This window comes from Cronobacter sp. EKM101R (assembly GCF_963888145.1).
Taxonomy (GTDB): domain Bacteria; phylum Pseudomonadota; class Gammaproteobacteria; order Enterobacterales; family Enterobacteriaceae; genus Cronobacter; species Cronobacter turicensis.
Genome location: NZ_CAWPHW010000042.1, coordinates 250,970 through 262,595, shown reverse-complemented (window position 1 = coordinate 262,595; position 11,626 = coordinate 250,970). Strand labels below are relative to the sequence as shown.

12 protein-coding genes and 1 tRNA gene are annotated in these 11,626 nt (G+C 53.6%); 11 read left to right on the top strand and 2 right to left on the bottom strand.

Features of this window, described 5'->3' with window-relative positions; all coding sequences use genetic code 11:
• Window positions 1-39 precede the first annotated feature (39 nt).
• From paoA to AACV31_RS18615, 5 genes are all read left to right on the top strand, one after another.
• On the top strand, window positions 40-618 hold the full coding sequence (gene paoA, locus AACV31_RS18635) for an aldehyde dehydrogenase iron-sulfur subunit PaoA (protein WP_105539290.1): 579 nt from the start codon (window positions 40-42) through the stop codon (window positions 616-618).
• On the top strand, window positions 615-1,568 hold the full coding sequence (locus AACV31_RS18630) for an FAD binding domain-containing protein (protein WP_165155094.1): 954 nt from the start codon (window positions 615-617) through the stop codon (window positions 1,566-1,568). Before paoA ends, AACV31_RS18630 begins: the two co-directional genes overlap by 4 nt.
• Complete coding sequence (gene paoC / locus AACV31_RS18625) at window positions 1,568-3,766, top strand: aldehyde oxidoreductase molybdenum-binding subunit PaoC (RefSeq protein WP_165155096.1); 2,199 nt, start codon at window positions 1,568-1,570, stop codon at window positions 3,764-3,766. The genes AACV31_RS18630 and paoC overlap by 1 nt, the downstream gene beginning before the upstream one ends.
• 70 nt (window positions 3,767-3,836) lie before the next feature.
• Entirely contained in the window at window positions 3,837-4,772 is a 936-nt protein-coding gene (locus AACV31_RS18620; RefSeq protein ID WP_165155098.1) for an XdhC family protein, read from the top strand.
• A complete protein-coding gene (locus AACV31_RS18615; RefSeq protein WP_165155100.1) occupies window positions 4,772-5,350 on the top strand; it encodes a nucleotidyltransferase family protein in 579 nt (192 codons plus the stop codon). The genes AACV31_RS18620 and AACV31_RS18615 overlap by 1 nt, the downstream gene beginning before the upstream one ends.
• Window positions 5,351-5,379: 29 nt before the next feature.
• Here the strand turns inward: AACV31_RS18615 and AACV31_RS18610 are convergent, their stop codons facing one another.
• The gene (locus AACV31_RS18610; protein WP_165155102.1) at window positions 5,380-6,246 is read right to left on the bottom strand and encodes an aldo/keto reductase family oxidoreductase; all 867 of its coding nucleotides are present in this window, start codon (window positions 6,244-6,246) and stop codon (window positions 5,380-5,382) included.
• Between the two features lie 76 nt (window positions 6,247-6,322).
• Here AACV31_RS18610 and AACV31_RS18605 point away from each other — a divergent pair, with 76 nt between their 5' ends.
• From AACV31_RS18605 to AACV31_RS18580, 6 genes are all read left to right on the top strand, one after another.
• Window positions 6,323-6,940 (top strand): TetR/AcrR family transcriptional regulator, encoded by a 618-nt coding sequence (locus AACV31_RS18605; protein WP_165155104.1) that lies wholly within the window; start codon window positions 6,323-6,325, stop codon window positions 6,938-6,940.
• Between the two features lie 224 nt (window positions 6,941-7,164).
• Complete coding sequence (locus AACV31_RS18600; RefSeq protein WP_165155106.1) at window positions 7,165-7,656, top strand: Hcp family type VI secretion system effector; 492 nt, start codon at window positions 7,165-7,167, stop codon at window positions 7,654-7,656.
• Window positions 7,657-7,665: 9 nt separating this feature from the next.
• On the top strand, window positions 7,666-8,181 hold the full coding sequence (locus tag AACV31_RS18595; protein ID WP_165155108.1) for a DUF2778 domain-containing protein: 516 nt from the start codon (window positions 7,666-7,668) through the stop codon (window positions 8,179-8,181).
• Window positions 8,165-8,650 carry a hypothetical protein gene (locus tag AACV31_RS18590; RefSeq protein ID WP_165155110.1) on the top strand — a complete coding sequence of 162 codons (486 nt, stop codon included), beginning with the start codon at window positions 8,165-8,167 and terminating at the stop codon, window positions 8,648-8,650. Before AACV31_RS18595 ends, AACV31_RS18590 begins: the two co-directional genes overlap by 17 nt.
• 928 nt (window positions 8,651-9,578) lie before the next feature.
• A complete protein-coding gene (locus tag AACV31_RS18585) occupies window positions 9,579-10,502 on the top strand; it encodes a peptidoglycan-binding protein (RefSeq protein WP_255491261.1) in 924 nt (307 codons plus the stop codon).
• A complete protein-coding gene (locus AACV31_RS18580) occupies window positions 10,499-10,957 on the top strand; it encodes a lysozyme inhibitor LprI family protein (protein ID WP_165155112.1) in 459 nt (152 codons plus the stop codon). The genes AACV31_RS18585 and AACV31_RS18580 overlap by 4 nt, the downstream gene beginning before the upstream one ends.
• A 401-nt stretch (window positions 10,958-11,358) precedes the next feature.
• Here the strand turns inward: AACV31_RS18580 and AACV31_RS18575 are convergent.
• Window positions 11,359-11,453, bottom strand: a tRNA-Sec gene (locus tag AACV31_RS18575).
• Between the last annotated feature and the right edge of the window lie 173 nt (window positions 11,454-11,626).

Genomic DNA, 11,626 nt, shown 5'->3' with positions numbered 1-11,626 from the left:
GCGACGATCTTTTCACTTTGACAATACTGGAGGCCTGGCATGAGCAACCACGGCGATGAAACACACCACGGGCATCTGCGCGATGCAGGCGGCCCGCCGCCGCAATATGTCGCGCTGAGGCTGAAGGTGAATGGCGAAACCCGGCAACTGGACGTCGACACCCGCACGACGCTTCTGGACGCGCTGCGCGAGAATCTGGCGCTCACCGGCACCAAAAAAGGGTGCGATCACGGCCAGTGCGGCGCGTGTACGGTCATCATCGACGGACGGCGCGTGAACTCGTGCCTGACGCTGGCGGTGATGCATCAGGATGCCGACGTCACGACCATTGAGGGCCTGGGAACGCCGGAGAATCTGCATCCGATGCAGGCGGCGTTTGTGGAGCATGACGGTTTTCAGTGCGGCTATTGCACGCCGGGGCAGATCTGCTCCTCAGTCGCGATGCTCAAAGAAATCGAAGCGGGCATCCCAAGCCATGTGACGCACGATTTAGTCTCGCCCCCGGAAATGACCGCCGATGAGATCCGCGAGCGGATGAGCGGCAATATCTGCCGCTGCGGCGCGTACGCCAATATTCTTGCTGCGATCGAAGATGTCGCCGGGAGCGGATCCTCATGAAAGCTTTCACTTACGAACGCGCCGCGACGCCCGCAGAGGCGGCGGCCAGCGCGCAGCGCACGCCGGGCGCAAAGTTCATCGCGGGCGGCACTAACCTGCTTGACCTGATGAAACTGGAGATAGAAACGCCGGTGCATCTGATTGACGTCAACGATCTCGCGCTGGACACGATTGAACCCACGAAAGAGGGCGGACTGCGGATCGGCGCGCTGGTGCGTAATACTGACCTGGCGGCCGATGAACGCGTGCGCCGCGATTACGCCGTGCTTTCGCGCGCGCTGCTGGCCGGAGCGTCCGGGCAGTTACGCAACCGCGCGACCACGGCAGGAAACCTGTTACAGCGCACCCGTTGTCCCTATTTCTACGATACCAACCAGCCGTGCAATAAACGTAAGCCCGGTAGCGGCTGCGCCGCCATGCAGGGTTACAGCCGCCAGTTAGCCGTAGTAGGCGCAAGCGATGCCTGTATCGCCACGCACCCGAGCGATATGGCGGTCGCCATGCGCCTGCTGGACGCCGTGGTGGAAACCATCAACCCGAACGGCCAGGCGCGCCGCATTCCGGTTGCGGAATTTTACCGCGCGCCTGGCGATACGCCGCATCTGGAAACGGCGCTTGAGCCTGGCGAATTCATCACGGCCGTCACCCTGCCGCCGCCCGCGGGCGGAACGCACATTTACCGCAAGGTGCGCGACCGCGCCTCTTACGCGTTCGCGCTGGTGTCGGTGGCGGCGATTGTGCAGCCAGACGGTACCGGGCGCGTGGCGGTGGGCGGTGTGGCGCATAAACCCTGGCGGCTTGAGGCCGCGGATGCGCAGGTGCCGCACGGCGCGCAGGCGGTGTATGACGCGCTGTTCGCCGACGCGCAGCCGACGGCGGAAAACGCATTCAAGCTGGTGCTGGCGAAACGCACCATCGCCTCGGTACTGACGCAAGCGAGGGCAGGCTGATGAAATTTGAAAAACCGGCAACAGAAAACCCGATCGACCAGCAGAACGTGGTCGGGCAGCCGCGCGATCGCATCGACGGCCCGCTGAAAACCTCGGGCCAGGCCACTTACGCCTATGAATGGCACGATGAAGCGCCGAACGCCGCCTGTGGCCATGTAGTGGGATCGGCCATCGCCAAAGGGCGCATCGTCGCAATGGATATCCAGGCGGCGCAACAGGCGCCTGGCGTACTGGCCGTGGTGACGGCGGAAAACGCCGCCGTGCCCGGTAAGGGCGACATGAACGCCGCCACGCTGCTGGGCGGCCCGGAAATCGAGCATTATCACCAGGCCATCGCGCTGGTGGTGGCGGAAACCTTCGAACAGGCGCGCGCGGCCGCCGGGCTGATTACGGTGGAGTATGAAGAAGCGCCGGGGCATTACGATCTCGCGAAGGAAAAACCGTCGGTGACCACGCCGCCGGACGATACGCCTGATAAAATCGTCGGCGATTTCGCAAGCGCTTTTGAAAGCGCCGCCGTGCAGCTCGACGCCACCTACACCACGCCGGATCAAAGCCATATGGCGATGGAGCCGCACGCGTCCCTGGCCGCGTGGGAGGGCGATAAACTCACGCTCTGGACGTCCAGCCAGATGATTAACTGGTGGCGCGGCGATCTTGCCAAAACGCTCGATATCCCCCTTGAAAATATCCGCGTGCGTTCGCCGTTTATCGGCGGCGGCTTTGGCAGCAAACTCTTTCTACGTAGCGACGCGGTGCTGGCGGCGCTTGGCGCTCGCGCAACACAGCGCCCTGTAAAAGTGATGCTGCCGCGCCCCTTTATTCCCAATAACACCACCCACCGTCCGGCCACCCTTCAGCGGGTGCGCATCGGCGCGCACAAGGATGGTCGTATCACGGCGATCGCCCATGAAAGCTGGTCCGGCAATCTGCCGGGCGGCCCGACGGAGACCGCGACCAACCAGACGGAGCTGCTCTACGCGGGCGCGAACCGCCATACCGGGCTACGGCTGGCGGAGCTGGATCTGCCCGAAGGCAACTCCATGCGCGCGCCCGGCGAAGCGCCTGGCATGATGGTGCTGGAGATCGCCATGGATGAGATGGCTGAGAAACTCGGCATCGATCCGGTGGAGTTTCGCATCATCAACGACACGCAAGTCGACCCGGCGCACCCGGAGCGCTTTTTCTCGCGCCGCCAACTGGTGGAGTGTCTGCGTACCGGCGCGGCGCATTTTGGCTGGCATGAGCGCAACCCGCAACCGGCGCAGGTGCGCCAGGGCGACTGGCTGATTGGGCTCGGTATGGCGGCGGGCTTTCGTAATAACCTGGTGACCAAATCGGGCGCGCGCGTGCATCTGGACGCGCAGGGCCAGGTGACCGTGGAAACGGACATGACGGATATCGGCACCGGCAGCTATACCATCATCGCGCAAACCGCCGCCGAAATGATGGGCGTGCCGCTGGAGCGCGTGACCGTGCGCCTGGGCGATTCCGATTATCCTGTCTCTTCCGGCTCGGGCGGGCAGTGGGGCGCGAACAGCTCCACGGCGGGCGTGTATGCGGCGTGCGTCAAACTGCGCGAAGCCGCAGCCAACAAGCTCGGTTTTGACCCTCATCGCGCCGAATTTTTCGATGGCAACATTCAGGGCGACGGGCGCATCGCGGCGCTTGCGGACGCCGCTGCTGACGGCACGCTGACCGTTGAGGACACCATGGAATATGGCGATCTCGATAAACAGTTCCAGCAGTCGACCTTCGCCGGGCATTTTGTCGAGGTGGCCGTTGAGGCCAACACCGGTGAAGTGCGCGTGCGCCGGATGCTGGCGGTTTGCGCCGCGGGGCGCATTCTCAACCCGAAAACCGCGCGCAGCCAGGTGATTGGCGCGATGACGATGGGGCTTGGCGGGGCGCTGATGGAAGAGTTGTTCGTCGATACGCGGCGCGGCTTTTTCGTCAATCACGACATGGCGCTCTATGAGGTGCCGGTGCATGCCGATATCCCGACGCAGGAGGTGATTTTCCTGGAAGACACCGATCCGGTGTCGTCGCCGATGAAAGCCAAAGGCGTGGGCGAGCTGGGCCTGTGCGGCGTCAGCGCCGCCATCGCGAACGCCATTTACAACGCCACCGGCGTGCGCGTGCGCGATTACCCCATCACGCTGGATAAGCTGCTTGAGGGGCTGCCAGAGCTCGCCTGAGGACGAGACGGCTGGCGGCCGCGCGTCGTCAGCCGAACCGCATCGCAGTTTGACAAAAGGATGAGAAAAGGTGCTGCAACAACCCCTGCTGACAGAACAGGCGCGACCTGAAGCGACGTTCCTGACCGACGACAGCGCCGCGATTTTGCGATTTGCGGCGCAGGCGCTTCGCGCGGGCATGGCGGCGGCGCTGGTCACGCTGGTGGAAATCCGCGGCGGCTCGTCACGCGCGCTGGGCGCGCAGATGGCCGTGCGCGATGACGGCGCGTATTGCGGCTTTGTTTCCGGCGGTTGCGTGGAGGCGGCAGCGGCTTACGAGGCGCTGGAGGCGATCGCCTGCGGCGAAGACCGTCTGGTGAAATATGGCGAGGGCTCGCCTTATTTCGATATCGTGTTGCCCTGCGGCGGCGGCATTACGCTCGCGATTCATCCGCTACGTGCGGCCACGCCGCTGCTGGCGGTGCTGAACGCGCTGGCGCAGCGCAAACCGGCGGGGCTGCGTTATCACCCTTCCACGCAGACGCTGCAAAGCGTGCTGCCGGTACAAAAGACCGGCTGGCGCGACGACGCCTTTGACGTGCGCTACACGCCCTGCACGCAGGTCATCATTTTTGGCCGCTCCGTGGAGGCGGAAGCCACCGCCAGTATCGCGCGGGCGGCAGGCTACGACGTGCAGGTGAATGACGGTACTCACCCGCAGGAAATTTGCGCGCAGATAGACGCCAATACCGCCGTAATCGTGCTTTTTCACGATCCCGACCGCGAGCTACCGGTGCTTGAGGCGGCGCTTGCTAACTCGCCATTTTATATCGGCGCGCTCGGTAGCCAGCGCACCCATGCCGCACGCACAGCGGCGTTACGCGAGCGGGGCTTTGGCGAGCAGGATATCGCCCGCATCAAAGCGCCGATCGGTATTTTCCCGCAAGCCCGCGACGCGCAGTCGCTGGCGCTGTCGATTCTTGCCGATGTTGCGGCGGCGCGCCTCAACCGAGAGGCCGCAGGCTGATGCCCGAAGCCCTGCCGGTCATCATTATTCTCGCCGCCGGAAAGGGCGAGCGCTTTCGCGCAGGTGGCGGGACAACGCACAAGCTGGAGGCGCTGCTGGCGGGCAAACCGGTGTTGCAACACGTGCTGGCGGCGGCGCAGGCGTCTGGCCTGCCGTGGCATCTGGTCAGGCCGGAAGGGGGCACTGACGGCATGGGCGATTCTATCGCGCTCGGCGTGAAAGCGACGCCCGACGCCGCAGGCTGGTTGATCCTGCCGGGGGATCTGCCGCTGATAACGGCCGCGTCGCTGCGACAGGTGGCTAAGGCGCTGAATGAAAACCCCGTCGTGGTGCCGCACTACCAGCAACGTCACGGTCACCCGGTCGGCTTCCGGCGTGAGTATTTCGACGCGCTTGCCGCGCTTTCTGGCGATGAGGGCGCCAAAGCCATTGTACGGGCGGCGCGGGCGCGCGCAGAGGTATTGACGCTCGCGTTAAACGACGCGGGCATCGTGCAGGATATCGACGTGCCTGCGGATTTACTGGCGGCGGAACAACATCAAATTAACGCCGTGCAGACTTTACGAACATGTCGGTGAAATGCGTAAAATCTGACGGCGTTTCTCTCTTACGCCGCCAGGTTATTTAACGCGTCCAGGGTTTCCTGGGAGAGCGTTAATTCTGTGGCCTTGCTGTTTTCATGGAAATGCGCGACTGACGACGTACCCGGAATTAACAAGATATTCGCCGATCGGTTTAACAACCAGGCGAGCGCCACCTGCATCGGGGTCGCTGATAATTGCGATGCGATAGTCTCAAGCGTTGAAGACTGTAACGGTGAGAATCCGCCTAGCGGGAAAAACGGCACATACGCAATCCCGGCGGCGGCCAGTTCATCAATTAACGCCTCATCGCCCCGGTGAACGATGTTATACATGTTTTGCACGCAGCTTATCGGCGTTATCTGCCGCGCTTGCGTAACCTGATTTTGCGTGACGTTACTCAGGCCGATATGTTTAATCAGCCCTTGTTCTTTTAATTTCACCAGCGGCATGAGCGGCGCTTCGATAGAGCCTTCCGCGGGGCCGTGAACATCAAACATTACGCGCAAATTCACTACATCCAGCGCGTCGAGTTTCAGATTGCGCAAATTATCGTGTACGGCCTGGGTTAATTCGTCAGCCGAAAGCGCCGGATTCCACGAGGCATCATTCCCGCGTGTCGCGCCGACTTTAGTCACAATGGTCAGGTCGTCGCGGTAAGGATATAACGCTTCGCAAATCAGTTGATTCGTAATATGCGGCCCGTAAAAATCGCTGGTATCAATATGATTGACGCCCGCCTCAACGGCCGCGCGTAATACGCTGAGCGCCGCGTTTTTATCTTTCGGCGGGCCAAATACGCCGGGGCCTGCGAGCTGCATCGCGCCGTAACCAAACCGTCTGACTTCACGGCTGCCGAGTTTATAGGTACCGCTTTTTTCAATACTGTTCATGACGACCTGCTTGCTGTATCGGTGTGAAGGAAGTATTAGTATATGAAGCATCCTTCAGTTTAAGAATTCGCATTCCATGAAGACGACCGCAGCACCGCTCAGCCCGCGTAAAGCCCCGATCCAACGCCGTTCCGTGGCGACGGTGGAGGCGCTACATACGGCGACCATTCAGGTTTTAGTGACCGAAGGGCTTAGCCGCTGCACCACCACGCGCGTGGCCAGCCGCGCCGGAATGTCAGTCGGGAGCCTTTATCAGTATTACCCTAACCGCGACGCGCTGCTTTCCGGCGTGCTGGAATTGCACTTAACCAAAATCGCCGACGCGCTTGAGGCCGCGTGTATTTCCGTGCGCGGCAAACCCGTCGGGGAAATGGCCTGCGCGATGGTGCAGGCTTTTCTGAGCCTGAAATTAGCTAATCCTGATGAATCAAAAGCGTTGTATGGCGTCGCGGCAGAGCGCGACGGCGCGCGTCTGATGGGCGTGATGTATCAGCGAATGGTGAATGATATTGCGCAAACGCTTGTCACTGCGCCGGATACTACGTTCCCCGACCCGGTATTCACCGCCCATATGGCGCTGGGCGTCATTACCGGGCCGACGAAGTCGTTTCTCGAAGGGTTTATTCCGCACGACTATAGCAATCAATTCCAGACGCATTTATCTCGTCTGTTGGGGGATTATTTGAAAGGGTAACAGGAGTCATTAATCATGAAAGTGCATTAATTTATAGTTGATATGAAAACTATGAATACCTACTGCATTTTTTAATCTTCATCAAAGATAAGTTAATTAAATAAGAACTCCTTTTTACTTCCTGTGTCATATAACGGTAAATAAACGTTATTGCTGTCGTGTTCTATTGAATGAAGCAATGAAAAGCGTGATGTCATTGATATGACTTAATAAAGGAGTTCGTTATGGCTGTTCCTGCACATTTATGGCTTTATGATGCCTCGGGCGCGTTAATTTGCGGTGGCTCAGAGGTGATGGGCCGTGAGGGGAGTATAGAGGTTCAAAGCTTTGGTCATGGTTTGTCTGTACCTTATGACGGGAATACCGGGAAACTAACAGCAACACGCGTTCATAATCTGATGAACATAGAAAAGGAATTTGATAAATCATCTCCTTATCTTTATCGCGCAGTCGCTACCATTGAAAAACTACAGCGAGCTATTATTCGCTGGTATCGAATTAACCACGCGGGTATGGAAGAAGAATTTTTCCAGATGATACTCGAAGACGTAAGAATTACTGGCATTCATCCCAATATGCAAAACTTTAAACACCCGGAAGGATTGCTTTCCACGCCGGTGGAATCCGTAGGGCTGATTTACAACAAAATAACCTGGAAATACCTCAGCGGGAATATCCAATACACGGATGTATGGAACAGCCAAATGTATGCTTAGGATAGCGCTATGATCAATTGTGAACTTAACTACAACGAGAAAACCGCAGACGGTAAACTGTTATTGCGTTGTGCTGGTGTCGGCGTTTTTCCTGTGTTTTCTGGGCTTGGCAGTTATAAAAATGTGCTTGAATTTTCTGACAGACGTAACGGGCCTATTCCCTTGGGAAAATACTGGATAGTCGATCGACCACGAGGTGGGCCGTATTCGAGATTTCGGACATGGCAAAAAGAAAGATCCACAGGTAACATCTACGATGAATGGTTTGCGTTATTTAGGCAAGACGGGTTCCTTGACGACACAACTGTTGTTGGAGGAACGTCCCGTAAAAGTTTTAGGCTTCACCCCTTAAGAAAGGACGGGACTGGTGTTTCTGATGGGTGCATAACTTTTTATAACAGAACTGATTTTTATATTTTGAGAGCCGCATTGTTGAATACAATGAAATATGTTGTTTACTGTAACGGGCTTGAGGCCTATGGCGATATTAATGTTATAGGGATGCCTTATGCCAATACGTTTTAAATGTTTTATAAAAAAAATATTGCAATTATTGATATTAATTGTTATTCCCCCGGTAAATATGATTTTTATGGGGACAGGAGCCTATGGTGGAGGTCTACCTCCGTTCTTTGTAATGCTTTCACTGCTTTTCTTTAATGTTTTTTTGTGGGGGTTAACGATAAGGCTAGTGGGTTTATGGTCCTGGAGTAAACTCATCAGAGGTGGAGTTTATTATGCTTGTTTTCTGGCTATCATTATTTTTTCTGATGTTGGATATTATTGTGAGTATCTGGCTTGGTATCTTGTAAACCATCATTCTTCCGCGGAAAGGTTTACAGAAATTGAAAGTCAGATCGATTTTTTAGAGGGGTTGTTTATTATCGGCTCAACAACGGTTATGGCGTTAATCGTCTCAGCGACGCTTATTGCTGCGGCGGGTAAAATCATAAATAAAAAACAAGCCATCAGAAGGAAGTTAAGAAGAGACTAATCACAAAGCGGGAAGGCATTTTGGCGGAAGATCACAGGAGCGGCATGTGATGCACAACATCTTGTATTTATTTTTTTTAAATGTAAAACCTATTTTTTATACACATGCTTATACACATTTGTTTGATTAAAAAGTGTTATGAATTAAGTATCAGTGGCCGCTCTTATCTAAAAAATTTTTTCTGGAAAAATTATTCACACTGTTCACCATATAATTTTTTTGTTTTACTTTCAATGACATAAATAGAGAGTGGTCAGTGAGCAGTTAAGGGTTTACCGTTCATCGCCACAGGCCACAGGCCACAGGCCACAGGCCACAGGCCACAGGCCACAACTGTTATAGTCTGCTGCGAGCGAGATGCGGACATCCTGCAGTCAATAGCACGGTAGCTACTGGATATATAGAAGATGTGGCGAAACTCGCGGGAGTTTTGAATAGAAACGCACTATTGCCGTTTCCCGGCGAATGATGTGTTATTAGGTGCCGCATACAGCGCGAAATTCCTGGAACTGTCACAATCCAGTCGGATAAGAGTATCGTCTCTTAATACGCTCGATTCTTGTCGGATCTATACTGGACAAAACCTCCAATCTAAAAATGCAGTGTTGTTCGGCACAGTAGTATAAATGTAAGCGCTGGCATCAAAACTGCCATGTCGCTTTCTACCGGGCAAGAGAGTTTGCTGTAATCGCGTATTAATGGATGGGCCCTCGTTACAAAGTGTCGAGTCAGCACAAATAGCTATGCAAGGTTGTTAACATTCCAGAGATACAAGCAGTCAGCAAAAAAGATATGTCTTAGTCATTTATCTTGAACGTAGTAAAGCTGTTATGGCTTTTTGTTACAGTTTTTTCTGATGACGATTTTATCTTTAACCTTGCATAATAGTAAAAAATATTTTGACGCGTTAAGGGATAAGGGAGTGTTCATGAGCAGTCGAAAAAAATTCAGGCCACATATTATGCGGCTTGACTCCACTGTGGGGGAGTGCGGCAACAACAAGCCTGAAGAGGTTTTATGGTTTCAGCAAACGCTCAGTGAGTCCGGCTATCAAGAACTAACCGGGCGAGATGTCAAGATTACTGGCAAGTGTGACAAAGATACCATTGACGGCATCCGTTGGTTTCAGAATATGCTCTCTATGAAGCCTACGGGTATGATCCATCCCGGAGACATCTGGCTTCCGGAGGCGATAAATAATGTTGTTTTACAGCCCTGGCGTAAAACTGTCGGGGCGATACAGGTAAGTGTGCCTGAAGGGCAGGTTACCTTTGATGCTGAAGGGAATGATTATGTCTTTCCGGATTATGCTCCCAAGAAAGCGCCTAAAAAAACGGGATTTTTTTCCCGGATACTGCATTGGCCTGGTGAGGTATCTGGGGTCACACTGGGGCGCGGTTATGACATGAAAATGCGGACTGCTGGCGAGATTTTTTCAACATTGCGAAGTATTGGTATAGAAGAATATCGCGCAGTGATTGCGTCAAATGCTGCCTACCTTAGCGGAAGGCAGGCAAAGCTTTTTGTCGAAACCACATGGCAGTTATTTGGGGAGATAAGCTATGCTCAGCAGATTGAATTATTCAAGCGTTCTTATTTAGAGAAAAAGAATTACGCAAAATACTTTTACGTCAAAACGGCAACAACAAAACCGAACGCACCATCATGGGATGATCTCGATCAGAAAATTAAAGACGTTCTTGTCGATATTTTTTATCAGGGCACACGATATCCAGCCAGCTTAGTCGAGGCTGCATTAGCTGGCAGAACAGCGCTTATAAAGTTCATTCGGGAAGATCCAGCCCTGATGCGTTATGAACCTTCAAGACAAAGAATCAGGTATTTACAATGAAAAAAACATTGATAACAATTATTTTAATGACCTTGATTCCGTCAGCTTACAGTACTGAGAAATTAGACATTACAGCTGGACCGGAAATTGATAATTGTTGGCGTAATAATGCTGACCGAGGAAAAGCGTCTGAATGCTTACACGCTCTTAGTGATAAAAGCAATAAAGATATGGACGAGTTAATTGCCAAAACAGTGAGGCAAATTAAGGAGAACAATAGTGGTCCCGTTTTCAAAGGTGAGGATCCTCAACAGACCATTGGTGACGTCTTCAGTAACCTTTTCCTTGACTCGCAAAAGTCCTGGAAGGAGTATCGTAAGAATCTCTGTTTAGGCGTTGGTTCGCAAATCGGGAAAGATGCCTACGACTACTGGCCTTATATTTATCAGTGCCAAATTAACCTAAATAAAAGGCATGTTGAAGAGATTAAAATGATTCGTGCAGATGAAAAGTAAACAGCTTCATAAAGTGATGACGGTTGTGTGCTAAGTGAATTTTTAAATTTCAGCTGGTTTAAGCGAGTTTAAGCCAGCTAATTAATTCATTTGCCGCCATGATGTTATCGTAATAGTGGTTGGGGAACATGCTCCCTATATAAAAGGGTAGTAACGTTCGTAACGACTGCTTTGAGCATTGAGCGGGTTGATCACTTTCATCATAAAAAATTTTATCTACAAAATGCTCAATTGATGCTTTTGTTTTTTACTTTCAACATGTTAGCAAGAAAATAGGTTGATGTTCACTCTGGTCAGGGTGCCAGTAATAAAAAGATCTGACCTGTCCCCGTTGATAAATGCACAACGTATATTGAAAATAAAAGATTTTTATACGTTATCGAATAGGTGAAGAAGAACTTTGGCGGAAGATCACAGGAGTCGAACCTGCCCGGGACCGCTGGCGGCCCCAACTGGAGTTGAAGTCCAGCCGCCTCACCGGAGACGACGATCTTCCGCGCCTGCATTGCTACATGGAGGCCGGCGCATTATAGGCGCGTTTCAGACGCTTACCAATACCCCCGTCACACTCTTTTTTCGCCCTTCAGACCCCCGTTGTCCGGTTTTGCTTAAGTGTTTTTTCGCCGTTACCGGTCACAAAATTTATTCATTCGTTGCATCAGCAAGTTA

Excerpts from the sequence above, each read along its gene's own strand:
- AACV31_RS18630 (WP_165155094.1), top strand. The coding sequence starts at position 615 with ATGAAAGCTTTCACTTACGAACGCGCCGCGACGCCCGCAGAGGCGGCG.
- AACV31_RS18580 (WP_165155112.1), top strand. The coding sequence starts at position 10,499 with ATGAAAAAAACATTGATAACAATTATTTTAATGACCTTGATTCCGTCA.
- AACV31_RS18600 (WP_165155106.1), top strand. The coding sequence starts at position 7,165 with ATGGCTGTTCCTGCACATTTATGGCTTTATGATGCCTCGGGCGCGTTA.
- AACV31_RS18605 (WP_165155104.1), top strand. The coding sequence starts at position 6,323 with ATGAAGACGACCGCAGCACCGCTCAGCCCGCGTAAAGCCCCGATCCAA.
- AACV31_RS18615 (WP_165155100.1), top strand. The coding sequence starts at position 4,772 with ATGCCCGAAGCCCTGCCGGTCATCATTATTCTCGCCGCCGGAAAGGGC.
- AACV31_RS18610 (WP_165155102.1), bottom strand. The coding sequence starts at position 6,246 with ATGAACAGTATTGAAAAAAGCGGTACCTATAAACTCGGCAGCCGTGAA.
- AACV31_RS18595 (WP_165155108.1), top strand. The coding sequence starts at position 7,666 with ATGATCAATTGTGAACTTAACTACAACGAGAAAACCGCAGACGGTAAA.
- paoC (WP_165155096.1), top strand. The coding sequence starts at position 1,568 with ATGAAATTTGAAAAACCGGCAACAGAAAACCCGATCGACCAGCAGAAC.
- paoA (WP_105539290.1), top strand. The coding sequence starts at position 40 with ATGAGCAACCACGGCGATGAAACACACCACGGGCATCTGCGCGATGCA.
- AACV31_RS18585 (WP_255491261.1), top strand. The coding sequence starts at position 9,579 with ATGAGCAGTCGAAAAAAATTCAGGCCACATATTATGCGGCTTGACTCC.
- AACV31_RS18590 (WP_165155110.1), top strand. The coding sequence starts at position 8,165 with ATGCCAATACGTTTTAAATGTTTTATAAAAAAAATATTGCAATTATTG.